This is a genomic window from Variovorax flavidus (assembly GCF_030317145.1).
Classification (GTDB): Bacteria; Pseudomonadota; Gammaproteobacteria; order Burkholderiales; family Burkholderiaceae_C; genus Variovorax; species Variovorax flavidus.
The window spans coordinates 805,778-832,693 of the sequence record NZ_JASZYE010000003.1 but is presented as its reverse complement, the minus strand read 5'-3'; the positions used below and the strand labels follow the sequence as shown (position 1 = coordinate 832,693).

The following is a 26,916-nucleotide window of genomic DNA, read 5'->3' as shown; positions in this document are numbered from 1 at the left end:
TTGGCGCCTACTTGACGCGCTGCTTGACCAGTTTGCGCGCCAGCGTGCGGCGGTGCATCCCTAGCCGCCTCGCCGTCTCCGAAATATTGAAGCCGGTTTCCGCGAGTGTTTCGTGGATGCGCTCCCATTCGAGCGTCTTGATCGACGTGGAACGGTTCGTCAGCTCCACTTCCGTACTGCCCTCGGCGCGGCCGAAAGCCGCCTCGATGTCGTCGGTGTTCGACGGCTTGGCGAGGTAGTGGCAGGCGCCGAGCTTGATGGCCTCGACCGCGGTGGCGATGCTGGCGAAGCCGGTCAGCACCACGATGAGCATCGCCGGGTCATGCTGGTTGAGGGTCTGGACGCAGGCCAGCCCCGATGCGTCGCCATTGAGCTTGAGGTCGACCACCGCGTATCCCGGCGAATGCTCCTTCAGGAGTGCCGACACTTCGTCCAGGTTCGCAGCGAGCATCACGGCGTAGCCGCGCCGCTCGAACGAGCGGCCGAGCGTCCGCGCAAAAGCTGCGTCGTCCTCGACGATCAGCAGCAGGCGTTCAGCTTCCATGTCCTTCGTCTTCCAATTCGTCGTCCTCGTCCTCTTCGAGGGTGATGGCAGCCAGCGGCAGCGTGAGCGTCACGACCGCACCGCCTTCCGGCCGGTTGCGCGCCTCGACCCTGCCGCCCAGCGTGCGCGCCACGTTGACGACGAGGAACAATCCCAGCCCGGCGCCGGGCCGGCCTTTGGTCGACTGGTAGGGCTTGCCGAACTGCGCGAGCATTCCGGGCGCGAATCCCGGTCCGCGATCGCTGACCGTGAGCGTCAGATCGTCGCCGTCGTGCGCCGCTTCGAGGGCCACCCAGCGCGGCGAGGCTTCCAGGGCATTGTCGAGCAGGTTGCAAATCATCTGCTTCAGCGCCGAATCGGAAACCATGGGCAGGTCGTGGCCGAACCGGTTCTCGTAGGTGAAGGAAGTCGCAGGGCGCGTGTCGCGCCACTCTTCGACCAGGTCGTCGAGGAAGGTGCTGACGGTCGTTTCCACCGAGTTCTCGCCACGCGCTTCACCGGCCGACAGCAGGATCCCGCTCAGGATGCTCTTGCAGCGCTGCACCTGGGCCTGCATCTCGCTCACCTCGTCCAGCAGCTCGGGGTCGGAGGTGAAGTGGGGCAGCCGCCGCCAGTCGCCGAGGATCACCGCCAGCGTGGCGAGCGGCGTGCCGAGTTCGTGCGCGGCACCCGAGGCCAGCAGGCCCATGCGCACGATGTGTTCCTCCTCGGCGGCGCGCTGCCGCAGCGCCGCCAGACGCGCATCGCGGCCGCGCAGGTTGCGGGTGATCCGGGTGATGAAGACGACCAGCAGCGCAGCGATGAGCGCAAAGCAGACCAGGACGCCCAGGATGTAGGGGCTGAGCAGGCCGCGATCGTGGTTGAGCGGGATCGCGAGCGGTCCCGAAAACAGGGCCAGGCTCGCGAAGCAGGCGGTGGTGACGCCCACCATCGTCCACGTCGACCAGGCCTCCAGCAGCACCGCGGCCAGAATGACCTGCAGCAGGTAGAGAAACACGAAGGGATTTGCTGCGCCGCCGCTGAGGTAGAGCTGTGCGGTGAGCATGGCCACGTCGACCAGCAGCGCGACGAACAACTCGGCATTGGACACATCGCGGTGGATCCGCCAGCGAAACTGGCTCGCCGCGTTGAAAGCGGCGAGGCATGCCAGCACGGCCAGCATCTGGTCGAGCGGCAGCCGGATGCCGAAGCCGAAATGAACGACGAGGATGGTGGCAATCTGGCCGACCACCGCAATCCATCGCAGCTGGATCAGCTGCTGCATGTTCTTGAGGCCGGTCGCGTCGCCGTGGCTCACGGCTTCGGTCCGGTCGGAGGGCGTACCGGGAGCGATCGCAGTGACTTCAGTCATGCCCGGCATCTTCGCCGATGCGCGCACCCCGTACGCGTCGCTCGTCGCGTCCCACGTACCAGGCGGCCGCGGCCACCATCAAGGCCAGCGCAAACCAGGTGAATGCGTAGACCAGATGGTTGTTGGGAAAGCTGATGACCGTCAGGCCGCCGACCGGCCACGTGCGTGGGGCGTTCGCCGCGCCTGCGCTGGAACGTACCGGCGCGGCTGCTTCGGCATCCACGAAGTAGGGCGCGACGCCGCGCAGTCCGCGAGCCGCTGCAATCGCCTGGACGTCGCGCGAATACCAGCGATCGGCGGCCGGGTCGTTGTGACGCAGGAAGCTGCCGCCGGGTTCGGTCATCCGCAGCAGACCGGTGACGGTGGACTCGTCTTCGCCATCGGCCGCACCGCGCGTTGAGCGATCCCGCGCCTCGGGCGGCACGAAGCCGCGGTTGACGAGCAGGATGCTGCCGTCGGCGATTCGCAGCGGTGTCAGCACCCAGTAGCCGCCGCCGAGTTCGGTCGTGGCCTGGACGAGCGTTTCGCGGTCGTGGAGAAAGGTGCCGGTGGCGCGCACGCGCCGGTACGCGTCATCGGCCGCATTCACCTTCGGCCACTGATCGGCCGCGGGCGGCGCGACGGCCGGTGCGTGGACACGCTGGTCGATCCGGGCGATGAGGTCGAGCTTCCAGGCCCGACGCTCCACCTGCCAGATGCCGAGCGCGACGAATCCCGCGAAGGCGAGGAGGGCGCAGAGCGCCAGCGCGGAGAGGACGGCGCTGGAGCGGGGCTGGGTCAAGGCGCCTTGTGCATGTCGTGCATCAGGCCCGGCATCATGTTGTGGTTCATGTGATACATCACCCACAACGAGCCGCTCAGCGTGATGACCACCACCACGATCGTGAAGATCAGTGCCAGCATGGTCCAGCCGTGCTCGGACTTGGCGTTCATGTGCAGGAAATAGACCATGTGCACGAGGATCTGCACGACAGCGAAGCCAAGGATCACCATGGCCGTGGTGCTCGATTTGTCGAACACATTGCCCATCACCAGCCAGAACGGAATGGCCGTCAGGATCACCGACAGCACGAAGCCCGTCATGTAGCCCTTGAAGGTGGCGTGGGGGGCGCCGTCGTCGTGGCCGTGGTGGTCGTCGTGCGCACCATGATCGGCGCCGTGAGCGGAGGTGTCGGTATGCGCGCTCATGGCAGCACTCCCATCAGGTAGACGAAGGTGAAGACGCCGATCCAGACGACGTCCAGAAAGTGCCAGAACATCGAGAGGCACATCAGGCGCCGGCGGTTCGCTGCGATGAAGCCGTGCTTGGTCACCTGGGCCATCAGCACGATGAGCCAGATGATGCCGAAGGTCACGTGCAGGCCGTGCGTGGCCACCAGTGCGAAGAAGGAGGACAGGAACGCGCTGCGTTGCGGTCCGGCGCCTTCACGGATCAGGTGTGTGAACTCGTAGAGCTCGATGCCGATGAAGCCGGCGCCCAGCAAGCCGGTCACGACCAGCCAGATCAGTGTGGCGCGCACCTTGCTGCGCTGCATCTCCAGCATCGCAAAGCCGTAGGTGATCGACGACAGCAGCAGCAGGGAGGTGTTGAGCGCGATCAGCCGCAGGTCGAACAGGTCGGCGCCCGAAGGTCCTGCCGCAAAGTTGCGCCCCAGCACGCCATAGACGGCGAACAGGCAGGCGAAGACCAGGCAGTCGCTCATCAGGTAGAGCCAGAACCCGAGCATCGTGCCGTTCTCGGGGTGATGCTCGCCGCTCACGTAGAAGCGGGCGCTGGGATTGGCGCTGATTGCGCCGGGCGTGGAAAGTACGGTGACGTCAGACATGGGCAGCCAAAAGGCGAGTGCGAGCGCCTTCGGTGCGGACGACCTCGTCCGCCGGGACGTGATAGTCGCGCTTGTAGTTGAAGGTATGGATGATGATGGCGGCCAGCATGGCGAAGAAACCGACGCCGGCAACCAGCCACATCTGCCAGATCAGTGCGAAGCCGCAGACTGCGGCCAGGGCGGCAATGATGAAGCCCGCGCCGGTGTTCTTCGGCATGTGAATCGGGATGAAGCCCTCTTCAGGACGCTGGTAGTGGTGCTTCTTCATGTCGGCCCAGGCGTCGTTGTCGTGCACCCGCGGCGTGAAGGCGAAGTTGTACGCGGGCGGTGGCGAGGAGGTCGACCACTCGAGCGTGCGGCCGTCCCACGGGTCGCCCGTGTTGTCGCGCAACTGGTCGCGGCGGATGTAGCTCACGACGAACTGGATGATGAGCGAAGCGATGCCCAGCGCGATCAGCACCGCGCCGAAGGCGGCAATCTGGAACCAGATCTGCAGGGAGGGGTCTTCGAAGTGGCTCACGCGGCGCGTGACGCCCATCAGGCCCAGCACGTACAGCGGCATGAACGCGAAGTAGAAGCCGATCACCCAGAACCAGAACGAGCACTTGCCCCAGAACGGATCGAGCTTGTAGCCGAATGCCTTCGGGAACCAGTAGGTGATGCCGGCCAGCATGCCGAACAGCACGCCGCCGATGATCACGTTGTGGAAGTGAGCGATCAGGAACAGGCTGTTGTGGAGCACGAAGTCGGCCGGCGGCACCGCCAGCAGCACGCCGGTCATGCCACCGATCACGAAGGTGATCATGAAGGCGATGGTCCACATCATGGGCAGCTCGAAGCGGATGCGGCCCTTGTACATGGTGAACAGCCAGTTGAAGATCTTCGCGCCCGTCGGGATCGAGATGATCATCGTCGTGATGCCGAAGAACGAGTTCACGCTGGCACCGGAGCCCATCGTGAAGAAGTGGTGCAGCCAGACGAGGTACGAAAGGATCGTGATCACCAGCGTGGCGTAGACCATCGACGCGTAGCCGAAGAGCCGCTTGCCGCAGAAGGTCGCCACCACTTCGGAGAAGATGCCGAAGGCCGGCAGGATCAGGATGTACACCTCCGGGTGGCCCCAGATCCAGATCAGGTTGACGTACATCATGGCGTTGCCGCCAAGGTCGTTGGTGAAGAAGTTCGTGCCGACGTAGCGATCCAGCGACAGCAGCGCGAGCACAGCCGTCAGCACCGGGAAGGCGGCGACGATCAGGATGTTGGTGGCCAGCGCGGTCCAGGTGAACACCGGCATCTTCATCAGCGTCATGCCGGGCGCGCGCATCTTCACGATGGTCGCGATCAGGTTGACACCGGAGAGCAGCGTACCCACCCCCGCAATCTGCAGGGACCAGATGTAGTAGTCGACCCCCACGTCCGGACTGAACTGGATGCCGGACAGCGGCGGATAGGCGAGCCATCCGGTGCGGGCGAACTCACCGACGAACAGCGACGCCATCACGAGGCCGGCGCCGAAGGTGGTCATCCAGAAGCTGAAGTTGTTCAGGAAGGGGAAGGCCACGTCGCGAGCGCCGATCTGCAGCGGCACGACGTAGTTCATCAGGCCCGTGACCAGCGGCATCGCCACGAAGAAGATCATGATCACGCCGTGCGCGGTGAAGATCTGGTCGTAGTGGTGCGGCGGCAGGAAGCCCGCTTCGCCGCCGAAGGCGACGGCCTGCTGGGCGCGCATCATGATCGCGTCGGCAAAGCCACGCAGCAGCATCACCAGCCCGAGGATGATGTACATGATGCCGATCTTCTTGTGGTCGATGCTGGTGATCCAGTCGCGCCACAGGGTGCCCCACACCCGGAAATAGGTGATCGCACCGAGGAGCGCCACACCACCAAGGACAACGGCGATGAAGGTCGCGAGAAGGATTGGCTCGTGGAACGGGATCGCGTCCCAGGAAAGGCGGCCGAAAATCAGCCTCGTCAGGTCAGGATGGTCAAGCATCTCTTAGTTCTCGATGCGAAGGTTGGAACGCGGAATGGACATGCCGGCGGGATCGTCGACGGTGCACATCGCCGTGACATAGGTTCGGATCGGGGAATTCTGGTCAGGCTGCAAGGGCTTGGTGGTGATGTTGTACGCACCCACCGGGCCGCTCAGGCCGCCGCTCGCGTCGATGGCCATCATCTGCTTCATGCACATCTTGTTGCGGTCGACGCAGCGGTTGAGGATCGCGTCGTACAGGTCCGGCGCAACGGCGGCGAAGCGGCGCACCGGCTCGCGTTCGCTGGGGCGTTCGAGTTCCAGGTAGCGCTCGCGGGTCAGTTCGCCACCGCCCGCCTTGGCTTTTTGCACCCATTGGTCGAAGTCGGTGTCCTTCAAGCCGTGGAACTTGAAGCGCATTCCGGAGAAGCCCGCGCCGCTGTAGTTGGCGGAAAAGCCCTCGAACTCGCCCGGCTCGTTGATGACGGCGTTGAGCTTGGTTTCCATGGCTGGCATGGCGTAGATCTGCCCTGCCAGCGCCGGAATGAAGAAGGAATTCATGACCGACGAAGCGGTGATCTTGAAGACGATCGGCCGGTCCACCGGCGCGGCCAGTTCGTTGACGGTGGCGATGCCTTGCTCGGGGTAGATGAACAGCCACTTCCAGTCGAGGGCGACCACTTCGACGGTCAGGGGCTTGGTTCCTTCCGGCACGGGGCGCTGGACGTCGATGCGGCGCAACGGCCGGTAGGGGTCGAGCGTGTGCGTGCTGATCCACGTGATCGCGCCGAGGGCGATGATGATGAGCAGCGGCGCCGCCCAGATGGCCAGTTCAAGCTCGGTGGAGTGGTCCCAGTCCGGTGAATAGTTGGCCTGCTTGTTGGACTGCCGGTACTTCCATGAAAAGAAGACGATCAGTGCAATGACTGGCACGATGATCAGCAGCATCAGCACGGTGGAGACGACGATCAGGTTGCCCTGCTGGCGGGCGACGTCGCCGGACGCGTTCAGCACCACCGTGTTGCAGCCCGCCAACAGGGCGAGCGGGAGCAGGAGCAGTCCGCGAAGGTTCTTGAGGGGAGGCATGCCGAAGGATGAGCGTATGGAGCGCAAAGGGACCACAATCTACTTGTTTTGGCCCGTGCCGGATATTGGACGTTTTGTCCTATGGCGGCAATCTTCATTCAGTGAGACGCTCGTCATTTACAGATGACACACGAAGCACAGTAGAAATGATGATGTCCGGCATCAGTCCCTCCAGCACCGAATCCCCGCTGCACGAAACCCTCCACGAAGGCCCCGAAGGCGACGCGGATCATGCGCACGTCACCCCGTCGGAGATCGCCGTCGGCGTGGTCATCGGCCGTGCGTCCGAATACTTCGACTTCTTCGTCTACGGGATAGCGTCGGTCCTGGTCTTTCCGGCGGTGTTCTTCCCCTTCGAGAACCGCCTCGAAGGCACGCTCTTCGCTTTCACGATCTTCTCCTTCGCCTTCATCGCACGGCCCTTCGGCACGGTGATCTCCATGGCCGTCCAGCGACGGTTCGGGCGGGAGGCCAAGCTGACGATCGCGCTGTTCCTGCTGGGCGTTTCCACGGCCGGCATCGCCTTCCTGCCCGGCTATGCCAGCATGGGTTTCGCCTCGATCGTGCTCCTGTCGATCCTGCGCGTGGGCCAGGGTCTGGCGCTCGGCGGCTCGTGGGATGGCTTGCCTTCGCTGCTCGCGCTCAATGCCCCGGCCAACCGCCGCGGCTGGTACGCGATGCTGGGACAACTGGGTGCGCCGGTCGGCTTCTTCCTGGCCAGTGCGCTGTTCGCGTTTCTCTATTCCAGCCTGACGACCGAGGATTTCCTGGATTGGGGATGGCGTTACACCTTTTACGTCGCATTTGCCATCAATGTGGTCGCGTTGTTCGCCCGGCTGCGCCTGGTGTCCACCAACGAGTACGACCGCCTGCTCGAAGCGCGCGAACTCCAGCCCACCGACGTGGTCGAGCTGACGCGTTCGCAGGGTTACAACATCGTCATCGGCGCCTTTGCAGCCCTGGCGAGCTATGCGCTGTTCCACCTGATCACCGTGTTCCCTCTGTCGTGGATCACGCTGTACTCCAACCAGTCCGTCACCGAGTTCCTGGTGATCCAGATGATCGGTGCCGTGCTCGGCGCCATCGGCATCGTCGCCTCCGGCGTGATCGCCGACCGCGTCGGCCGCCGCCAGACGCTGGGCAGCCTCGCCGCGCTCATTGCCGTGTTCAGTGGATTCGCTCCGACGCTGCTCGATGGCGGTCGTCTTGGACAGGACGTCTTCATCCTGCTGGGCTTCGTGCTGCTGGGGCTGTCCTACGGCCAGGCGGCGGGTGCCGTGACCGCCAACTTCGAGTCGAAGTACCGCTACACCGGCGCCGCGTTGACCTCCGATCTGGCCTGGCTGTTCGGCGCGGCCTTCGCGCCGCTGGTGGCGCTGGGCCTGTCCGCCAACTTCGGACTGGGCTATGTGAGCGTCTACCTGCTTTCGGGCGCGGTCTGCACGCTCGTTGCCCTCAGGGTCAATCGCGCACTCGAAATCCGCGATTGAACCGATGCGGTGGCGGGTTCAGCGCCTGGACCGCCACTGCCTGAGCAGCGCGACCGCCAGCGTGATGACCAGCGCGGCAGCAATCAGATCATGCTCGTACGGACGCAGGTGGCCGACGGAGGCATGAATCCAGCCCGTGAGCTTCACGCCGAAGAGGCTCACCGTCGTCGCCCAGACGACCGCTGCCATCGCGCTGAGCGCCGCATAGAGCGCCGCTGACATCCGGCCCATGCCCAGCGTCGCCGGCAGCGCGATGCGCAATCCCCACGCAAATCGCATGAGGAAGATCGTCGCCACCGGATGGCGCGACACGAACCCGTCGACGCGCTCGATGTGGGCCCGTAGCTTCGGCCGACTCGCCAGCAAGGCGGCACCCTTGCGGCGCCCGAGGTGGAAGTAGAACTGGTCGGTGATGAATGCCGCCGCCGCTCCGCAGGCGATCAGCGGCACCAGCGAGAGATACCCCTGATGCACGGCGAAGGCGCCGAGCATGAGGATGGTCTCGCCCTCGAAGAGGCCCGCGATGAAGACTGCGACATAGCCATATTGCTGGAGCAGTTCGGAGAGATGCATGGGCGCCATCATGCAGCCAGGCACGCGTAAGGAAAGCGAAGCCTGGACGGATGTAGGCTGCGAGGCCCCGCGCGCCGCGGGTCCTTCCGCGGCCGCATCCTGGCGCACACACTCCATGTCTCAAGCACTCATGCCAGCTATCGAAGGCGCCCTGCATTTCGGACCTTTCCGGCTGCTGCGTTCGCAGAAACTGCTGCTCGAAGGGGAGAAGCCGCTGCGCCTGGGTAGCCGGGCCTTCGACATCCTCACGCTCCTGGCCCAACGGGCCGGCGACGTCGTGAGCAAGGATGAGCTGATCGCCCATGCGTGGCCGGATACGGTCGTGGAAGAAAACAGCCTGCGCGTGCACATCGCCGCGCTGCGGCGGGCGCTCGGCGATGGCCAGGAAGGCCTGCGCTACATCGCCAATGTGCCGGGGCGGGGCTACTGTTTCGTCGCACCGGTCTTCCGGCCCCTGGAACGGGTCATCGCGAGCGAATCCCCGGCTGCGGCCGACCGGCCGATTCACAACCTGCCCGTGCGCCTCACCCGGATGATCGGGCGCTCGCAGTTCGTCGAATCGCTGGCGGCCGCGTTGCCCCGTCACCGCTTCGTCAGCGTCGTGGGGCCGGGGGGCATGGGCAAGACCACGCTCGCGCTCGCGGTGGCTGAGGACACGCTGGCGAGCTACCCGGACGGCGCGCGCTTCGTCGATCTTGCACTGCTCGCCGATCCACAGCTTGTGCCGAGTGCGCTGGCTGCGGCGCTTGATGTCTCGGTCGCCATCGACGATCCGGTGTCCGGCCTCGTCACGCATCTGCAGGACAAGCGCCTGCTGATCGTGCTCGACAACTGCGAGCATGTGATCGAGGCCGCCGCCGAACTCGCGGTACGCGTGCTCAAGGCGGCGCCCGGCATCCACCTGCTGGCGACCAGCCGCGAGCCGTTGCGTGCCGAGGGCGAACGGGTGGTCCGTCTCGCGTCCCTGGCAGCGCCGCCGGAATCGACCCATCCGACCGCCGCCGCGGCACTGGGCTACCCGGCCGTCCAGCTCTTCGTCGAGCGCGCGGTGGCCACGCTGGACAGCTTCGAACTCACCGATGCCGATGCGCCGCTGGCCGGCGAACTGTGCCGCCGGCTCGACGGCCTGCCGCTGGCGATCGAACTTGCTGCGGCACGCGTGGGGTTCTTCGGCATCCGGGAACTGGTCGCCCGGCTGGACGACCGCTTCCGTCTGCTGACCAGCGGACGCCGCACCGTGCTCGCGCGCCACCAGACCCTGCGTGCATTGCTCGACTGGAGCTACGAACTGCTGTCCGACAGTGAGCGCGTCACCCTGCGGCGACTCGCCGTGTTCAAGGGCAGCTTCACGCTCGAATCGGCTGGGGCGGTCGCGGTGGTCGACAGTGCCTTCGGTGCAGTCGACGTGCTGGGCGATCTCACCACGCTGGCCGCCAAATCGCTCGTGACGGTCGACGTGAACGACGAGGTCACGCGCTATCGGCTGCTCGACACCACGCGGACCTACGCCCTGGAAAAGCTGGTCCGCAGCGACGAGGGTCCGAAGATCTTCCGCAGGCATGCCGAGCACCTGTGCGAATTGCTGAGCGCCACTGACGTCGATGCACCGGCGACGGTGCGATCGCAATGGCTCGCGACCTATGGCCGCTTGATCGACGAGGTGCGTGCCGCCCTGGACTGGGCGTTTTCGCTCGCCGGCGACGCCGCGCTCGGCGTGCGATTGACGGAAGCGTCGACATCGTTGGCACATCAACTGTCGCTGCTCGACGAGTACCGCGTTCGCGTCGAGCGGGCTCTTGGCGATATTGCGTCTCTCGAAACGCCGCAACCGCTGGTGGAGCTCCGCCTCCATGTCGCGCTCGGCGCGTTCGCGGGACAGACGCGCGGTGCGCATGACGTGGCGAGGCGTGCCTTCGGGCGCGCTTTCGAACTGGCGGAGCAGACCGGCCAGACCCAACACAGGATCGAATCGCTCTTCGGCCTGTGGGTCGGCGCTTTCACGTCCGCGGAGTATGTGGAGTCCCTCCGCCTCGCCGACACGATGGCGGCCGCGGCCAAGGCAGACGCCGATGCAGTGGCCATGCTGGTCAGCGACCGGATGATGGCGCAGTCGCAACACTGCCTGGGCCATCACGCAGCGGCGCGCCATTTCGCGGGGCGCGTGCTGGACCGTCCCCTGGAGCAGCTTCAGTTCGTCAAGAGCAAGCTGCCGTCGGTCGATCGCCGCGTGTCGATGCGCATCATCCTGGCGCGTATCCAGTGGATCGAGGGCTATCCGGAGCAGGCGGCCGGCACGGCTTCCGAGGCCTTCGAATTCGCGCTGTCCGACGTGGCCTTTGGCGTCTGCCATGCGCTGGCCTGGGCGGCGTGCCCGGTGGCTTTGTGGTCGGGAGACATCGTCGCGGCCCGAAGCCTGGCGCAGACCTTGCGCGAGCAATCTGCCAAGTACGCGCTCGAGTACTGGCAATCATGGGCACGCAACTACGAGCGCGTGCTGTCGCAACAAGTGCCGCTCGTGTCGCCGTCAGATCCCAAGCAGATGGACATGTTCGGCACGCTCGTGGCGGCTCAGGTCGGTGCGACGGGCATCGAGCGCGTCGAGTGCGGCAAGGTTGGCTGGTGTGCGCCGGAGATCCTTCGGGCACACGGTGAAAACCTGAAGGCGCGCGGCGCCGACGCGAGCGACGTGGAGTCGCTCTTTCTCAGGTCGATGGAACTGGCGCGGCGCCAGGGCGCCTTGTCGTGGGAGCTGCGCACGGCGACCAGCCTGGGCCGTCTGTGGCAGGAGCAGGGGCGTGTCGCCCCGGCGCACGAGTTGCTGGGAGGGGTGAGAGGGCGCTTCACCGAGGGCTTCGCCACGGCGGACCTGCGGGCCGCCGATGCCTTGCTGGCGCAATGGGCGCCTCCCGGCTGGACTCAGTAGCTCGTCTCGCCCTTGGACTTGATCTGGCCGGACTTGTTGGCTTGTGCCGCTGCGGTCCTGCGTGCCTTGCGGGCCGTCGAGCGGTCCGCGCCCGACACCTTCGGTTCGGCGTGGGGTATGGGATCGCCTTCACCCAGTTGCGGCCCCTTGGCTGCTTCGGCGCCGACGGCCTTGCGAGAGCTGCGTGCAGCGGAACGTTCCTGCGGCGTAGTCTTGGGCCTGGCGTCGGGAATCGGCTGGCCTTCGCCGATCTGCGGTCCTCGTGCGGCTTCGGAACCTTCCTTCTTGCGCTCGGCGCGGGCGGCGGCCTTGTCGTCGACACCGATGGCTTGTGCGTGCGCGCTCAGGGCGACCATCTGGCCGATGGCCATTGCGACTGTCAAAGCAAGAATCTTCTTCATATCAAACTCCAGGAAACATCATCGAAGGGACGCGCCATGATCCTCCTTCGTGCGACGAAGGCCAATTGCCCTTAGGGGCAGTAGCGGCTATCCCTGACGGCTGGTCCTGCCGATGGCTCAGGCAAGAAAGCGGATCAGCTCGGCGTTGACTTGCGGCGCGTGCGTCCAGAGCAGGCCGTGCGGTGCGCCGCGCAGGACGACCAGTCGAGCGCCTTCGATGCCATGTGACAGCGGCGGGCCGGAGAGGTCGATGGGGTACACGCGGTCGGCGTCGCCGTGGATGACGAGCACGGGAACGTCGATGCGCCTGAGGTCGTCGCGAAAGTCGGTGAGCCATGCGGCGAGCCCTTCGAATGTTCCGATGGCGGAGGTTTGGATCGCCTGGGTCCAGCTCGCGCGAATGCTCTCTTCACTCACCAGGGTTCCGCCGAGTTCGTCGAAGTTGCAGGCCTGTTCCAGGAAGTGCCTGAGAAAGGCGGGGCGATCCTTCTCGAGCGCGGTACGCATGTCATCGAAGGTGCTTCGGTCCAGCCTATCGGGATTCCTGTCGGACCTGGAAGGCAGGGGCGGCAGCGCGGCGACCAGCACGGCCCGGCTCACGCGATCCGATCCGAACGTGCCGAGATAGCGCATGACCTCGCCGGCGCCCATGCCGTAGCCGATGAGTGCGGCATTGCGCAGGTCGAGCACCTTGAGCAGCTGGTCAAGGTCTTCGGCGAGGGTGTCGTAGTCGTATCCGCTGATGGCACGGCTCGATTGCCCGAAGCCGCGCCGGTCGTAGGCGACGACGCGGTGGCCGGCGTCGAGCAATGCGAGGATCTGTTTCTCCCAGCAATCGCTGCCGAGCGGCCAGCCGTGGATGAGCACGACGGGCGGCCCGGCGCCGTGGTCCTCGTAGTGAAGCTCGATGGGCCTGGAGTTTTCGCGTCCGACGAGGATGCCTGCCATGGGGTGTTCCGATCAGCGGCTTCTGCCGATCGAATGCTCTCCCTGGCACGTCGGGAGGGGTAGGCCCATTGGGACCGCCCAAACCTATACCGATGGATGAGGAACAAGGCCTCCAATGAGAGGCTGGCCGGATCCTACGGCGCGCGACCGGCCGGCGATGCCGGCTCGGGGGAGGGAACGTTGCCGCCTTTCTGCCGTTCCCGGAACAGGGCCGCGCGCATCAGGAAGATCGTGGTGACCGGCGCAGTGAGCGCGACGAAGAGGGCGATGAGTGTGGCGTGCAGGAACAGGTTTCCGCCCTGCACCGAGAAGTAGATGATGGTCGCGAGCGTGATGCACCACACGCCAACCGTTGCACCGAGCGTGGGCGCATGGATGCGCCGGAAGAAATTGGGGAGGCGCACCAGTCCGAACGAGCCGACGGCGGCGAACGCGGCGCCCAGCACGGCGAACACCGCCGTCAGAAGCTCCGCCCAGAGCGGCAGCGGGCCCATGATGAAATCCGTCATGACGTCGCTTCCTTGTTCATTCGATCACCTCGCCTCGCAGCAGGAATTTCGCGAGTGCGGTCGAGCCGACGAAGCCGAAGAGCGCGATCAGCATCGCGGCCTCGAAGTACACGTTGCTCGCGTACACGATGCCGAGGACCAGCATCATCAGCATGCCGTTGATGTAGAGGCAGTCGAGCGCCATCACGCGGTCCTGCGCGGTGGGGCCGATGAGCAGTCGTGCGACGGCGCACAGCATGGCCACCGCGAGCAGCAGCAGCGCGAGCTTGAGCGCCCAGAAGAGAACTGGCGTCATGATTCGAAGATCTCCATCAGCGGGCGCTCGTAGCGCGACTTGACCATGGCGATGAAGGCCTGCTCGTCAGCCTCGTCGAATACGTGGATCAGCAGGCTCGAACGGTCGAACGAGATCTCGCCCCAGGCGGTACCGGGCGTGAGGCAAAGAATCATCGCGAGCACCGCCAGCGCGTTGGGGTCGCGCATCTCGAGCGGCACGTGCACGAAGCGCGGCTTCATGTCGGCGCTGCGGCGGGTGAGCAGCAGGCGCCCCACCGTGAGCGCCGAATGCACGAGGTCGAAGGCGATGACGCCGCAAAGCCGCAGCGCGAGGCCCGGCCGGCGCATCTTCGCCGTGGCGGGTCGCAGCGACTGGGTCAGCAGCGGCACCACGAGGGCGAGGATGGCTGCGAGCAGGAGCGTCGCAGCATCCATCGACTGGTTCAGCAGCAGCCAGACCACGAAGAGGCCCAGCGACAACGGCGGCGAAGGGATCCAGCGCTTCATTTCGCGGCTTCCGGTTTGGCGGCGGGGCTGGGCACCTGCTGCGCGCCGAGCACGGCGTTGCGGTAGGCGGTCGGCGAGCGCAGGCCCTCCGCGGTGGCGGCGGCATGCTGCATCACGGGCCCGGCTTCCCATGTCAGCGCGAAGCAGGCGGCCAGCAGCGCGGCGACCGGGAGCACTTCGAGCGCGGGCAGCGCGGGCATGGTGGCGTGCACCTGCGTCCAGAAATGACGGATGCCTGTGCGTGCCAGGGCGAGCAGCGTGAAGAATCCCGAGACGAGCAGCAGCGTCATGAAGGTCCAGGCAGCCGGGGTGATGTGCTCGGCGCCGAACAGGCCCGACAACATGGCGAACTTGCCCACGAACCCGGACAGCGGCGGCAGGCCAGTGAGCAGCAGCGTGCACCCGACGAAGCTGAGGCCGAGGAAGGCCACGCCGGCCGGAATAGCGCGCCCATAGAGGGCTTGCGCCTCGTCGTCGAGGTTCACGTCGTCGAGCCGGCTGAGGTCTTCCGAGAGGAAGGGCGCACCGCCGGCCGCCTCGTGCGGGGCGATGCTCATGCCGGCATTGCGCCAGCGCTCGATCATGTCGATCAGCAGGAAGAAGGCACTCGCCGCCAGCGTCGAACTCAGCAGGTAGTAGAGCGCGCCGGCCCACATGGCCGGCTGGCCGAACCCGATGGCAGCCAGCAGGGTGCCGGCCGACACGAGCACGCTGAAACCGGCGAGGTTCGAGAGCCGCTGGGTGCCGAGGATGCCGAGCGCGCCGACAAACAACGTGGACAGCCCGATCGTGACCAGTACGCCCTGGCCGAACTGCGCGGAAGCGCCCGTGTCGGGTGCGAAGAGCAGGGTCCACAGACGCAGAACGGTGTAGATGCCGAGCTTGGTCAGCAGCGCGAACACTGCGCCCACCGGAGAGACGGCTGCGCTGTAGGCCGGCACCAGCCAGAAGTTCAGCGGCCACGCGCCGGCCTTGGCGAAGAACGCCGTTGCGAGGATGGCGGCTGCGGCATGGACCAGTCCGCGGTCAGCCGGCGCGAGTTGCGCGATGCGCACGCCGAGGTCGGCCATGTTGAGCGTGCCGGTCACGCCGTAGAGCAGCGCGGCACCGACCAGGAACAGCGACGACGCGGCCAGGTTGATCGCCAGGTAGTGCAGGCCGGCCTGCACGCGCAGTCGCCCGGAGCCGTGCAGCAGCAGTCCGTAGGACGCGGCCAGCATCACCTCAAAGAAGACGAAGAGGTTGAACAGGTCGCCCGTCAGGAAGGCGCCATTGAGTCCCATGAGCTGGAGCTGCAGCAGAGGGTGGAAATGCACGCCCGCCCGATCCCAGCGCGAAGTCGAATAGATGGATGCCGCAAAGGCCACCACGCCGGTGAGCGCCACCATCATCGTCGACAGCCGGTCGGCCACCAGCACGATGCCGAAGGGCGCGCGCCAGTTGCCGGGCAGGTAGACCCCGATCGAGCCGGGCCCGCCGCCGGTGTCCGCGGCATTGACCCAGCGCAGCAACGCGAGCGCGGCGAGGAGGCCGATGAGGCCCGACACCACGCTCAGGGCGGACTTCGTGCGGCGGCGTTGCTCACCGAGAAGCAGCATCAGCGCGGCCGTCAGCATCGGCACCAGGATCGGCACGGCGATCAGGTGCGGCATGCTGAAGTCGAGCAGCCGGTCCAGCAGGCGGAAGAGCGAGGTCATCATTCCTGCTGCTCCCGCCGTTCCTCGCCGTCCACATGGTCGGTGCCGGTGAGCCCGCGCGAGGCCAGCAGAACAACCAGGAACAGGGCCGTCATCGCGAAGCCGATCACGATGGCGGTGAGCACCAGCGCCTGGGGCATCGGGTCCGCCGTGTTGGCCAGCGTGGCCGTGAAGCCGGGAATCAGCACTGGCTCGCTGTCGATCTTGAGGCGGCCCATGCTGAAGATGAAGAGATTGACCGCATAGGAGATCAGCGTGAGACCCATGATCACCTGGAACGTGCGCGGACGCAGCAGCAGGAACACGCCCGAGCCGGTGAGCACGCCGATAGAAATGGCGAGGACGATTTCCATCAGGCCGCGCCCTCCGCTTCGGCTGCGACACGCGCGGCTTCTTTTTCGGCCTGCTCGTCGACCCAGCGATGGCTGCGGATCGACTGGTGGGCCAGCGACGTGAGGATCAGCATGGTCGCGCCGAGGACCAGCGCGAACACACCCATGTCGAAGAACAGCGCGCTGGGCACATGGATCTCGCCGAGCCGCGGCAGATGCAGGTGCGCCGTGTGCGTCGTCAAGAAGGGATAGCCGAGCACCACCGCGCCACCGCCCGTGGCCAGCGCGAGCATCAGCCCGACCGCGATCCAGCGTCGCGGATAGATGCGCAGGTGTTCCTCGACCCACTCGGTGCCCGAGACGATGAACTGGAGCACCAGCGCGACCGACATCACGAGCCCGGCGACGAAGCCGCCCCCCGGCTGGTTGTGGCCGCGCATGAAGAAATAGACCGACACCAGCACCGACAGCGGCAGCAGCAGCCGGACCAGCACGGCAGGCACCATGAGGTATCCCACCGCAGTGTCCTTGGCGCGGCGCGGATTGAGCAGGTCGCTGCTGCCGTCGTCGGGCTGCACGCGTTGCTGCGGCGGCAGGGCCATCGATTCGGGCGCGGGGCGGAAGCGCCGCAGCAGCGCATACACGGTGAGTGCGACGACACCGAGCACGGTGATCTCGCCGAAGGTGTCGAAGCCGCGGAAGTCGACCAGCATCACGTTGACCACGTTCGTCCCGCCGCCCAGGGCCAGGGCGTTTTCCAGGAAGAAAGGCGAGATGCTCTGCGGGAAGGGCCGCGTCATCACCGTCCATGCGATCGCGGCCATGCCGGCGCCGGCCGCGATGGCGACGATCAGGTCACGCCCGCGCCGCCCCCAGGGCCGCAGCATCGAACGGATGGGTTCCGGCTTGGCGGTACGCATCGGGAGCCATCGAAGTCCGAGCAGGATCAGCACCGTGGTCACCGCCTCCACCACCAACTGCGTGAGCGCGAGGTCGGGCGCCGAGAACCAGATGTAGGTGATGCAGCACACGAGCCCGGCAGCGGACGCCAGCATCAGCGAAGCGAGGCGGTGGAACTTCGCCTGCCATGCTGCGCTGACCGCGCAGACGCAGCCGATGAGCCAGGTCATCGCGAACATCGGCGAGAAGGGGAGCAACTCGCGCGAACCGCGAGCGGCTGGCGTGAACCAGAGCGATGCGCCCGCGCCCGCCAGTGCCACCGCGACAAGCAGCAGCAGTTGCGTCTGAAGGCGACGCGTGCCCAGAAGGCGCCGGCTGCGGCGACCGGTTTCGCTGAGTCGTGCGAGGACGTTCTCGAACACGCGTTGGCCATCGAGACCATGCATGAGCGGCGTGAACTCGAGCGCGCCGCGTGCGCGGCGGCGACGCTGGAGCACATAGAGCACCGCGCCGCCGGCCAGCGCAACGAAGCTCATCAGCAGCGGCAGGTTGAAGCCGTGCCACAGCGCCAGGCTGTACGCCGGCAGGTTGCCTCCGACCACTGGCATCGCTGCCGTGGCGAGGAAGGCGCCCACCGACCAGGCCGGCGCCACGCCGACCACCAGGCAGATCAGCACCAGCAGCTCCACCGGCACGCGCATCCAGTGCGGTGGCTCGTGCGGCTGCTTCGGCACGTCAGGGGGGGCGCAGGGCGGTCCGTAGAACACGTCGAACACGAAGCGCGCCGAGTAGGCGACGCTGAAGATCCCCGCAATGGTCGCGATGACCGGCAAGCTCCAGTTGACCCAGGGCGTCGACTGGATGAAGACGGTCTCCGCGAAGAACATCTCCTTGGACAGGAAGCCGTTGAGCAGTGGCACGCCCGCCATCGACGCGCTTGCGATGATGGCCAGCGTGCCGGTGATCGGCATCAGCTTGAGCAGCCCGCTGAGCTTGCGGATGTCGCGCGTGCCGCTTTCATGGTCGATGATGCCCGCCGCCATGAAGAGCGATGCCTTGAAGGTCGCGTGGTTCATGATGTGGAAGACCGCAGCGACGGCTGCCAGCGGACTGTTGAGGCCCAGCAGCAAGGTGATGAGCCCGAGATGCGAGATGGTCGAGTAGGCGAGCAGCGCCTTGAGGTCGCGCTGGAACATCGCCACGTAGCCCCCGAGCAGCAGGGTGATGGCGCCGGCGCCGCCCACCATCCAGAACCACTGCTCGGTGCCGGAGAGCGCGGGCCACAGGCGCGCCATCAGGAATACGCCGAGCTTCACCATCGTGGCCGAATGCAGGTAGGCCGACACCGGTGTGGGCGCTGCCATGGCGCGTGGGAGCCAGAAATGGAAGGGGAACTGTGCGCTCTTGGTAAAGGCGCCGAGCAGCACCAGCACCAGCACGACAGGGTAGAGGCGATGTGCGCGGATCAGGTCGCCCGAGGCCAGCACGATGTCGAGCTCATAGCTGCCGACGATGCGGCCCAGCACCAGCACGCCCGCCAGCAGGCAGAGGCCACCTGCGCCGGTGACCGCAAGCGCCATGCTGGCGCCCCGCCGCGCATCGCGCCGGTGGTGCCAGTAGCCGATGAGCAGAAAGGAGAACAGGCTGGTGAGCTCCCAAAACAACACCATCTGCACCAGGTTGCCCGAGAGCGCCACGCCCATCATCGCGCCCATGAACGCGAGAAGGAACGAGAAGAAGCGCGGCACCGGATCCGACGCCGACATGTAGTAGCGCGCATAGAGCACCACCAGCGCGCCGATGCCCAGTACCAGCATGCAGAACAGCCATGCGAAGCCGTCCATGCGGAAGGAGAGATCGAGGCCGAGGGCGGGCAGCCACTCGATCTCCTGCCGGATCACGTTCCCATTGGCGAGGTGCGGAAAGAACCATGCGGCCTGGATCGCGCAGCCCAGCGCGACCAATCCCGCCAGCGTCGATTCCCGGTTGCGCGCATTCGACGGCAGCAGTGCCGCGAGCACGCTGGCGATGAAGGGAAGAGCGACGAGAAATACGAGGGGCATTGCGATCGATTCTATCGATCGACCTTTGCACCGAGCTCGTTCAGGAGATGAAGTGCTGCACCGTACGGAAGCCCAGCCACGTCAGCAGCAGCGAGCCGCCGAGATGCAACGCGACGGTGCCTAGCGCAAGGCCGGGACGTCCGCCGACGATCATGCCGACGACCTCCGCCGAGAAGCTGGAAAAGGTGGTCAGCGAGCCCAGGAAGCCCGTGACCACGATGAGACGCCACGCGGGATCGATATCGGGCATCGCGGTGAACCCCGCGATTGCCAGGCCGACGAGGTAGCCGCCGATGAGGTTCACCGCGAGCGTGCCCCAAGGGAGCAATCCGCCCGGATTGAGCCACATCGCGAACCCCCAGCGCAGCAGCGCACCGATGCAGGCAGAAACGCAGATGACGATGACATTGAGCAGCATCGGGCGATTATCTTTGCAAGGACCCGGCTATTTCTCGGCGCCCATCACGACGTCGGGCAGGATCGTCACGATGCTCGGGAACACCGTGATGCAGACGATGCACAGCACCAGGCAGAAGAAGAAGGGAATGGCCGCCTTGGCGATCACATTGCTGTCCTTGCCTGTCATGTTCTGCAGCACGAACAGGTTGAAGCCGACCGGTGGCGTGACTTCGGCGATCTCGACCAGCAGCACGATGAAGATACCGAACCACACCAGATCGAAGCCGGCCTTCTGGATCATCGGCAGCACCACTGCGCTCGTCAGCACGATCATCGAGATGCCGTCGAGCGCTGTGCCGAGCACGAGATACACCAGGACCAGTGCGCCGATCAGCGCGTAGGGCGACAGGTGCATGCTGTCGACCCACTCGGCCAGTTCGCGCGGGATGCCGGTGAAGGCCATGGTCTTGGTCAGAAAGGCTGCGCCGGCAAGGATGAACATGATCATGCAGCTGGTGCGCGTGGCGCCCATGATCCCGTCCTTGAAGTTCTGCCACGTGAGGCTCTTGCCCCAGGCCGCGATGGCCAGGGAACCCAGCACCCCGAAGGCCGCGCATTCCGTGGCTGTCGCCCAGCCTGCGACCAGCACCCAGACAATGAAGATGATCAGCAGCGCGCAGGGAATCAGGTTCCCCGACAGGCGGATCTTCTCCATGAAACTGGTCGGCGGATCGGCTGGCGGCACCTGATCTGGATGGCGCAGGCTCCACCACCCGATGTAGCCCGAAAACAGCACCATCAGCAACAGCCCCGGAAGGAAGCCGGCCAGGAAGATGCGGATGATCGACGCATCGGCTGCCACCGCATAGACCACCATCGTGATCGATGGCGGGATCAGGATGCCCAGGGTGCCCGCAGTTGCGAGTGAGCCGATGGCCAGCTTCTCGTTGTAGCCGCGGCGCACGAGTTCGGGCAGCGCGACCTTGGCGATGGTGGCGCAGGTCGCGGCGGACGATCCGGACACCGAGCCGAACACGCCGCAGCCGAGGATCGTGGTGTGCATCAGGCGTCCGGGCACGCGGTTGAGCCAGGGGCGCAGGCCCTCGAACATCTCTTCGCTCAGCTTGGTGCGAAACAGGATCTCGCCCATCCATATGAAGAGCGGCAGCGCCGCCAGCTCCCAGGACGCGTTGGATTCCCAGAAGGACGAAAAGAGGTTCTTGGCGGGCAGCGTGTTGGTGAAGAAGGCCTGGCCGACCCAGCCGACGATGGCCAGCGTCATCGCGATCCAGACACCGCCGGCCAGCAGCACCAGCATGATGGCGAGCAGCAGCGCGCCCATCAGAAGGGTTTCGAGCATTGATTGCCTTCTAGACGTCGGAGGAAAAATCGCCTGCGGCGTGCCGTTCCTCGACTGCGCGCTGGTAGCTCGGCTTCTCGCCGCGCACGACACCGACGAGTTCGTCGATCATCGCGATCAGCAGCAGCCAGCAGCCGATCACGAAGGTCGATTGCGGAATCCAGATCGGAATGACGACGAGGCCGGTCGCCATCTCCGCGAACTCGTAGCTTTCCCAGGTGAAGCTGGTGGCCGAGTAGGCGAGGTAGGTCACGGCGACCGCGGCGATCAGCAGGCAGGTGACGTCGAGCGCGCGTCGAAGCTTTGGCGACACGACGTCCAGAAGCAGCGTCACGCGGACGAAGTCGCCGTGCCGGAAGGCGTGGGCCATCGCGAAGAACGCGGCCGCGGCGCAGAGCCATGCCACCACGTCGTTGAGCCCGCTCACGTGCCAGTTCACCTGCCGGCCGACGCCCGCGACGATCATGAGCACGAAGATCAGGAACACGCAGAACGCAGCGAGCGCACCCGCCCCGTCGTAGAGACGGTCGAGGAAGCGGCGCATCGGCTACTTCTTCTTGTAGGTGTCGACGATGGCAGCGCCATCCGCGCCGGCAGCCTTCAGCCAGTCGGCCTGCATGATGCCGCCGACCTGGCGCATGTCGGCGTCGAGCTTGGGCGAAGGCTTGTGGATCTTCATGCCGCGCTCGGCGAGCAGCCGCTTGTACTCGTCGTTCTTCTCTTGCGCGACTTTCCAGCCCCGTGCTTCTGCATCGGCGGCGGCCTTGGTGACGGCAGCCTTCGTCGCGGGGTCGAGCGCTTCGAAAGCCTTGAGGTTCACCAGCACCGCGTTCTTCGGGATCCACGCCTGGGTGTCGTAGAAGTTCTTGATGCTCTCGTAGGTCTTGGTGTCGTAGCCGGTCGAGCCGGAGCTCATGTAGCTCTCGATCACGCCCGTCGCCATTGCGGCGCTGAGTTCGGCCTGCTGGATCTGCACTGGCTGTGCGCCGATCAGCTCCGCGATCTTGGCCGTGGCCGGGCTGTAGGCGCGCCACTTGATGCCGCGCAGGTCGGCCACCGAGCCGATCTCCTTCTTCGAATAGATGCCTTGCGGCGCCCACGGCACCATGAACAGCACCTTGATGCCCTGCGCGGCGAGCAGCTTCTCCATCGCCGGCTTGGACGCGTCGTAGAGCTTCTTGGCCTCAGGGTAGGTGGTGGCGAGGAAAGGCACGCCGTCGAGCGCGTAGATCGGATTCTCGTTGGCGAAATTGGCCAGCAGGATCTCGCCGGCCTGGGCCTGTCCGCTCTGGACGGCACGCTTGATTTCAGGCGCCTTGAAGAGCGAGGCGTTGGCATGCACCGTGACCTTCAGCTTGCCTGCCGTCGCCGCATCGACATCCTTCGCGAACTGCGCGATGTTCTCGGTGTGGTAGTTGGTGGCGGGGTAGGCGGTGGGCAGGTCCCACTTGGTTTGCGCGAAGGCTGCTGCGCCGAGGGTGAGGCCAGCGAGTGCAATGCCGAACTTGTGATTCATGGGCTCTCCAGAACGTGCGAAAGTAAAAAGGCGACGGGGAGCATACGTGCAAATATCGGGCCATCGCTCGGGCATTTCCCTGCCATGGCTCGGCTTGAACCGCACGCCAAGGAAATGAAAAAGGCCGCCCGTGGGGCGGCCTTCAATCAGCGCGGTGCTTCCGCGCGGTGGACGAACTCAGGGCTTGGCGCTGGCCTTTGCCGGGGCATTGCCGAAGGTCTGGCCGTTGACCGTGAGGCCCTCGCCCGACAGCCTGCTCGCTGCCTTTTCCTTCACACCCTTGACGCGACTCATGAAGTCGGGCCAATCCTTGAACTCGCCTTGCTTGCGCTCCTCGATGATGCGCTTGGAGAGCGCGGGCCCGATGCCCTTGATCGAATCGAGTTCAGCATCCGACGCCCTGTTGGCATCGACAGCCGCCCAGGAGGCAGCAGCAAACAGCATGGCCGAAACGGCCAGGATCTTCTTAAACATTCAAACTCCCTGACATTGTTATGCAAATGCAAGGAACGCCGAAGCGTTCCGCTGGGCGCCCGGTGCGCGACAGCGCCAAAATCATAGAGCGACACGCGCGTCGAGCACAAGCCGGCCAACTTGCCGCACGCGGTCAGAGTTCTTCGACTCGTCGTGGCGGATAGCTGTCCCAGGCCTGGCAGCCCGGGCAATGCCAGAAGTACTGGTGAGCCTCGAAGCCGCATGCTGCGCAGCGATAGCGCATGAGCGGTCGCGTGGCCTGGTCGAGGGAGCGTTGCACCTGCGGATGGAACTGCTCGTGCTCAAAGCGCTCGCCGCTGAGCCACCGCGATGCAGCCACCAGCGAGGGGTGATGCGCGAGATGGGCGATATAGCCGTCGCGCGGTTCGGGCACCGCGTCTGCCGTGGATTGCGCATCGTCGGGCAAGGCCGGCGTGCCACCCAATGCAATGATGGCTTCGAGCACGTCGATCGATGGCGATGCGACGTACCGGCGTTGAAGCAGCGCCAACGCTTCACCGGAACGCTGCGAGGCGACAGCGGCCTGCTGCAGCATGGCGGCGTACAAAGGCAACGCCAGCGGTGCGTTCTCGCTGAGCGCTTCGAGCGTGTCGAAGGCGGCGGCGGAATCGCCGTTGCGCAATTGCAGGGAGGCGGTCTCAATGGCGGGCCGCGGCGCTTGCGGCGCCAGTGCGACAGCTTCTTGAAGCAATACCGCCGCTGCATCGAGATCGCCCGCTGCCACGCGTTCGGTCGCCTGCTCGCAAAGATGGTGGGCCCGGCGCGTGCTGTAGCTGGCCTGTTCGGATTCGTCGAGCTTCTGCGCCACCGCCGCGGCCTGCGCCCATTCACGCGAACGTTCGTAGATGGCGAGCAGCGACAGCCTGGCCTCGTTCTCGTAGCGCGTGCCTTCGAGCTTCTGCAGCGCGGCTTCCGCGCGATCGAGCAATCCGGCACGCAGGAAGTCCTGTGCGAGTGCGTGCTGCGCGCGGTCGCGATCGGCTCGGCTCAGGTCGCCGCGTCCCAGCAGGTGTTCGTGCACGCGCACGGCACGTTGGTATTCGCCGCGGCGGCGGAAGAGGTTGCCGAGTGCGAAGTGCAGTTCCTGGGTGTCTGGGTCGTTCTGGACCGCTTCGATGAACGCGTCGATGGCCTGATCCTGCTGCTCGTTCAGCAGGAAGTTGAGGCCGCGAAAGTAGGCCTTGGGGGCCTGGCGGTTCTCGATCTTCAGTTGCCGGAGGTCGAAGCGGGACGCAAGCCAGCCGAGGACGAAGGCGATGGGAAGGCCGAGCAGCAACCAGCTGAGATCAAAGTCCATGTTGGCGTACGGCGGGTAGGTCGGTGGTGACGACCGGCGGGGCGGGCGTCGTGGTGGTTGTTCCGGTCGGCACCGGGGTCACGGGCAACTGGGCTGCCGCACTGCGATGCTTCCACCAGCCCGGCAGCATGCCGAGCGCGCCGACCACGAGTCCGCCCGCAAAGGCGGCGAGCACGACGAGCACGAGCGGGGCGCGCCAGGACGTGCCGAAGAAGAAGTAGACGGTGGCGTCGTGCTGGTTGTTCAGCGCGAAGGCGAAGAGGGTAAAAAAAATGGCTGCCTTGAGCAGCCACAGGAGGTATTTCATGCGCGTCCCCGTTGGCGGGGGAATTCTATGCCCGCCTGTCGCGGACCCCAATCGCCTCAGCCGCGTTTCTGTTTCGCGGCGTCGAGTTCGACGGTTCGTGCATCGACCGCTTCGCGCAGGGCCTTGCCCGGCTTGAAATGCGGCACGCGCTTCTCGGGAATCTGCACGCTCTCGCCCGAGCGCGGATTGCGCCCGATGCGCGGAGGGCGCCGGTTCACCGTGAAGCTTCCGAATCCGCGAATCTCGATCCGATGCCCGCGCACCAGCGCGTCGCTCATCGCGTCAAGAATGGTCTTGACGGCGTATTCGGCATCGCGGTGCGTCAACTGCGCAAAGCGCGCTGCGAGTTCTTCGACAAGGTCGGAGCGGGTCATGGCAAGAAAAAACGGAGACGAAAAAAAAGACAGAGCGGGCGCGTAGGCCCACTCTGTCCCCGGTCACAGCTTACTTGTCGCTGTTGTCCAGCTTGGCGCGCAGCAGGGCGCCGAGGCTGGTCGTGCCCGCGTTCTCGCGTGCCGACTGCTGGCTCAGGCTCTGCATGGCTTCCTGCTGGTCGACCATGTCCTTCTGCTTGATCGACAGTTGGATGTTGCGGGTCTTGCGATCCACATTCACCACCACGGCCGTGACTTCGTCGCCTTCCTTGAGCACGTTGCGTGCATCTTCCACGCGGTCGCGGGAGATTTCGCTGGCGCGCAGGTAGCCGATGATGTCTTCGCCGAGGTCGATTTCAGCGCCGCGGGCGTCCACGGTCTTGACCTTGCCGGTGACGATCTGGCCCTTGTCGTTCACGGTGGTGAACGTCGTGAACGGATCGCTGTCGAGTTGCTTGATGCCAAGGCTGATGCGCTCGCGGTCGACGTCGACAGCCAGCACGATCGCTTCGACTTCCTGGCCCTTCTTGTAGTTGCGAACGGCGGTTTCGCCGGCTTCGTTCCACGAGAGGTCGGACAGGTGAACCAGGCCGTCGATGCCGGCAGCCAGACCCACGAACACGCCGAAGTCGGTGATCGACTTGATCGGGCCCTTGACGCGGTCGCCGCGCTTGGTGTTCTGCGCGAACTCTTGCCACGGGTTGGCCTTGCACTGCTTCATGCCCAGGCTGATGCGGCGCTTGTCTTCGTCGATTTCGAGGACCATGACTTCGACTTCATCGCCCAGCGAGACGATCTTGTTCGGAGCGATGTTCTTGTTGGTCCAGTCCATTTCGGAGACGTGCACCAGGCCTTCGATGCCAGGTTCGAGTTCGACGAACGCGCCGTAGTCGGCAATGTTCGTGACCTTGCCGAACAGGCGGGTCGATTGCGGGTAGCGGCGCGAAACGCCCATCCACGGGTCGTCGCCCATTTGCTTGAGACCCAGCGAGACACGGTTCTTCTCGGTGTCGAACTTGAGGATCTTGGCGGTGATTTCCTGGCCGGCTTGCACCACTTCGCTCGGGTGGCGAACACGACGCCATGCCATGTCGGTGATGTGCAGCAGACCGTCGATGCCGCCGAGGTCGACAAACGCACCGTATTCGGTGATGTTCTTGACGACACCGCGCACGACTGCGCCTTCCTTCAGGGTTTCCATCAGCTTGGCGCGTTCTTCGCCCATGCTGGCTTCGACCACGGCGCGGCGCGACAGCACCACGTTGTTGCGCTTGCGGTCGAGCTTGATGACCTTGAATTCGAGGGTCTTGTTCTCGTAGGGGGTCAGGTCCTTGATAGGACGCGTGTCGATCAGCGAACCCGGCAGGAATGCGCGGATGCCGTTGACCAGGACGGTGAGACCGCCCTTGACCTTGCCGCTCGTCGTGCCGGTGACGAAGTCGCCGGATTCGAGGGCCTTCTCCAGTGCGAGCCACGAAGCCAGACGCTTGGCGGTGTCGCGCGAGAGGATGGTGTCGCCGTAGCCGTTTTCAACGCTGCCGATGGCAACGGAAACGAAATCGCCGGCCTGGACTTCGAGCTCGCCCTTGTCGTTCTTGAACTCCTCGATCGGCACGTAGGCTTCGGACTTGAGGCCTGCGTTGACCACGACGTGGTTGTGTTCGACACGCACGACTTCGGCGGTGATGACCTCGCCGGTGCGCATTTCGGAACGCTTCAGGGATTCTTCGAATAGGTCGGCAAAAGATTCAGACATTGTGTTTTCCT

The 26,916-nt window shown here is 65.5% G+C and carries 27 protein-coding genes; 2 read left to right on the top strand and 25 right to left on the bottom strand.

The genetic code is table 11. From position 1 onward, the window contains the following. Positions 1 to 7 precede the first annotated feature (7 nt). From QTH90_RS19175 to cyoA, 7 genes are read right to left on the bottom strand one after another with little or no spacing between them, the layout of a single operon-like run. Positions 8 to 544, bottom strand: a complete 537-nt coding sequence (locus QTH90_RS19175; protein ID WP_286666143.1) for a response regulator transcription factor — start codon at positions 542 to 544, stop codon at positions 8 to 10. Then, complete coding sequence (locus QTH90_RS19170) at positions 534 to 1,904, bottom strand: ATP-binding protein (protein ID WP_286666142.1); 1,371 nt, start codon at positions 1,902 to 1,904, stop codon at positions 534 to 536. Before QTH90_RS19170 ends, QTH90_RS19175 begins: the two co-directional genes overlap by 11 nt. Then, positions 1,888 to 2,676: an SURF1 family protein gene (locus QTH90_RS19165; protein WP_286666141.1), complete on the bottom strand. Its 789-nt coding sequence runs from the start codon at positions 2,674 to 2,676 to the stop codon at positions 1,888 to 1,890. Before QTH90_RS19165 ends, QTH90_RS19170 begins: the two co-directional genes overlap by 17 nt. After that, positions 2,673 to 3,083, bottom strand: coding sequence for a cytochrome o ubiquinol oxidase subunit IV (cyoD, locus tag QTH90_RS19160; protein WP_286666140.1), 411 nt, complete (start codon positions 3,081 to 3,083; stop codon positions 2,673 to 2,675). The genes QTH90_RS19165 and cyoD overlap by 4 nt, the downstream gene beginning before the upstream one ends. Then, positions 3,080 to 3,721: a cytochrome o ubiquinol oxidase subunit III gene (gene cyoC, locus QTH90_RS19155; protein ID WP_286666139.1), complete on the bottom strand. Its 642-nt coding sequence runs from the start codon at positions 3,719 to 3,721 to the stop codon at positions 3,080 to 3,082. Before cyoC ends, cyoD begins: the two co-directional genes overlap by 4 nt. Further along, a complete protein-coding gene (cyoB, locus tag QTH90_RS19150; RefSeq protein ID WP_286666138.1) occupies positions 3,714 to 5,717 on the bottom strand; it encodes a cytochrome o ubiquinol oxidase subunit I in 2,004 nt (667 codons plus the stop codon). Before cyoB ends, cyoC begins: the two co-directional genes overlap by 8 nt. 3 nt (positions 5,718 to 5,720) lie before the next feature. Then, positions 5,721 to 6,782, bottom strand: coding sequence for a ubiquinol oxidase subunit II (cyoA, locus tag QTH90_RS19145; RefSeq protein ID WP_286666137.1), 1,062 nt, complete (start codon positions 6,780 to 6,782; stop codon positions 5,721 to 5,723). 146 nt (positions 6,783 to 6,928) lie between these two features. Between cyoA and QTH90_RS19140 the strand changes: the two genes are divergently transcribed. Further along, the gene (locus tag QTH90_RS19140; RefSeq protein WP_444814737.1) at positions 6,929 to 8,272 is read left to right on the top strand and encodes an MFS transporter; all 1,344 of its coding nucleotides are present in this window, start codon (positions 6,929 to 6,931) and stop codon (positions 8,270 to 8,272) included. A gap of 18 nt (positions 8,273 to 8,290) precedes the next feature. Here the strand turns inward: QTH90_RS19140 and QTH90_RS19135 are convergent, their stop codons facing one another. Next, complete coding sequence (locus tag QTH90_RS19135; RefSeq protein ID WP_286666135.1) at positions 8,291 to 8,845, bottom strand: DedA family protein; 555 nt, start codon at positions 8,843 to 8,845, stop codon at positions 8,291 to 8,293. Between the two features lie 130 nt (positions 8,846 to 8,975). Between QTH90_RS19135 and QTH90_RS19130 the strand changes: the two genes are divergently transcribed. Further along, on the top strand, positions 8,976 to 11,768 hold the full coding sequence (locus QTH90_RS19130; protein ID WP_286666134.1) for an ATP-binding protein: 2,793 nt from the start codon (positions 8,976 to 8,978) through the stop codon (positions 11,766 to 11,768). Here QTH90_RS19130 and QTH90_RS19125 read toward each other — a convergent pair. The 17 genes from QTH90_RS19125 to rpsA form a co-directional block, all read right to left on the bottom strand. After that, positions 11,762 to 12,169: a hypothetical protein gene (locus QTH90_RS19125; RefSeq protein ID WP_286666133.1), complete on the bottom strand. Its 408-nt coding sequence runs from the start codon at positions 12,167 to 12,169 to the stop codon at positions 11,762 to 11,764. The two genes, QTH90_RS19130 and QTH90_RS19125, sit on opposite strands and share 7 nt — an antisense overlap. A 117-nt stretch (positions 12,170 to 12,286) precedes the next feature. Next, positions 12,287 to 13,117 (bottom strand): alpha/beta fold hydrolase, encoded by an 831-nt coding sequence (locus tag QTH90_RS19120; RefSeq protein ID WP_286666132.1) that lies wholly within the window; start codon positions 13,115 to 13,117, stop codon positions 12,287 to 12,289. A 134-nt stretch (positions 13,118 to 13,251) separates the two neighbouring features. Further along, on the bottom strand, positions 13,252 to 13,626 hold the full coding sequence (gene mnhG, locus QTH90_RS19115; RefSeq protein ID WP_286666131.1) for a monovalent cation/H(+) antiporter subunit G: 375 nt from the start codon (positions 13,624 to 13,626) through the stop codon (positions 13,252 to 13,254). A gap of 16 nt (positions 13,627 to 13,642) precedes the next feature. Continuing rightward, the gene (locus tag QTH90_RS19110) at positions 13,643 to 13,921 is read right to left on the bottom strand and encodes a K+/H+ antiporter subunit F (RefSeq protein ID WP_162582030.1); all 279 of its coding nucleotides are present in this window, start codon (positions 13,919 to 13,921) and stop codon (positions 13,643 to 13,645) included. Continuing rightward, complete coding sequence (locus QTH90_RS19105) at positions 13,918 to 14,409, bottom strand: Na+/H+ antiporter subunit E (RefSeq protein ID WP_286666130.1); 492 nt, start codon at positions 14,407 to 14,409, stop codon at positions 13,918 to 13,920. The genes QTH90_RS19110 and QTH90_RS19105 overlap by 4 nt, the downstream gene beginning before the upstream one ends. Continuing rightward, positions 14,406 to 16,106, bottom strand: coding sequence for a monovalent cation/H+ antiporter subunit D (locus QTH90_RS19100; RefSeq protein WP_286666129.1), 1,701 nt, complete (start codon positions 16,104 to 16,106; stop codon positions 14,406 to 14,408). Before QTH90_RS19100 ends, QTH90_RS19105 begins: the two co-directional genes overlap by 4 nt. After that, a complete protein-coding gene (locus tag QTH90_RS19095) occupies positions 16,106 to 16,459 on the bottom strand; it encodes a Na+/H+ antiporter subunit C (protein WP_286666128.1) in 354 nt (117 codons plus the stop codon). The genes QTH90_RS19100 and QTH90_RS19095 overlap by 1 nt, the downstream gene beginning before the upstream one ends. Next, a complete protein-coding gene (locus QTH90_RS19090; protein WP_286666127.1) occupies positions 16,459 to 19,401 on the bottom strand; it encodes a monovalent cation/H+ antiporter subunit A in 2,943 nt (980 codons plus the stop codon). Before QTH90_RS19090 ends, QTH90_RS19095 begins: the two co-directional genes overlap by 1 nt. 40 nt (positions 19,402 to 19,441) lie before the next feature. Then, positions 19,442 to 19,819 carry a fluoride efflux transporter CrcB gene (gene crcB, locus QTH90_RS19085; RefSeq protein ID WP_286666126.1) on the bottom strand — a complete coding sequence of 126 codons (378 nt, stop codon included), beginning with the start codon at positions 19,817 to 19,819 and terminating at the stop codon, positions 19,442 to 19,444. A 27-nt stretch (positions 19,820 to 19,846) separates the two neighbouring features. Then, on the bottom strand, positions 19,847 to 21,160 hold the full coding sequence (locus QTH90_RS19080; RefSeq protein WP_286666125.1) for a TRAP transporter large permease: 1,314 nt from the start codon (positions 21,158 to 21,160) through the stop codon (positions 19,847 to 19,849). A gap of 10 nt (positions 21,161 to 21,170) precedes the next feature. Next, positions 21,171 to 21,704 (bottom strand): TRAP transporter small permease, encoded by a 534-nt coding sequence (locus QTH90_RS19075; protein WP_286666124.1) that lies wholly within the window; start codon positions 21,702 to 21,704, stop codon positions 21,171 to 21,173. Between the two features lie 3 nt (positions 21,705 to 21,707). After that, positions 21,708 to 22,676, bottom strand: coding sequence for a TRAP transporter substrate-binding protein (locus tag QTH90_RS19070; protein ID WP_286666123.1), 969 nt, complete (start codon positions 22,674 to 22,676; stop codon positions 21,708 to 21,710). Between the two features lie 177 nt (positions 22,677 to 22,853). Beyond that, positions 22,854 to 23,150, bottom strand: a complete 297-nt coding sequence (locus tag QTH90_RS19065; RefSeq protein WP_286666122.1) for a ComEA family DNA-binding protein — start codon at positions 23,148 to 23,150, stop codon at positions 22,854 to 22,856. A gap of 133 nt (positions 23,151 to 23,283) precedes the next feature. Continuing rightward, positions 23,284 to 24,468, bottom strand: a complete 1,185-nt coding sequence (gene lapB / locus QTH90_RS19060) for a lipopolysaccharide assembly protein LapB (protein ID WP_286666121.1) — start codon at positions 24,466 to 24,468, stop codon at positions 23,284 to 23,286. Further along, positions 24,458 to 24,775 carry a LapA family protein gene (locus tag QTH90_RS19055; protein WP_286666120.1) on the bottom strand — a complete coding sequence of 106 codons (318 nt, stop codon included), beginning with the start codon at positions 24,773 to 24,775 and terminating at the stop codon, positions 24,458 to 24,460. Before QTH90_RS19055 ends, lapB begins: the two co-directional genes overlap by 11 nt. Before the next feature lie 56 nt (positions 24,776 to 24,831). Further along, positions 24,832 to 25,149: an integration host factor subunit beta gene (locus QTH90_RS19050; protein WP_286567171.1), complete on the bottom strand. Its 318-nt coding sequence runs from the start codon at positions 25,147 to 25,149 to the stop codon at positions 24,832 to 24,834. 70 nt (positions 25,150 to 25,219) lie between these two features. Further along, positions 25,220 to 26,905, bottom strand: a complete 1,686-nt coding sequence (gene rpsA, locus QTH90_RS19045; protein WP_286567170.1) for a 30S ribosomal protein S1 — start codon at positions 26,903 to 26,905, stop codon at positions 25,220 to 25,222. Between the last annotated feature and the right edge of the window lie 11 nt (positions 26,906 to 26,916).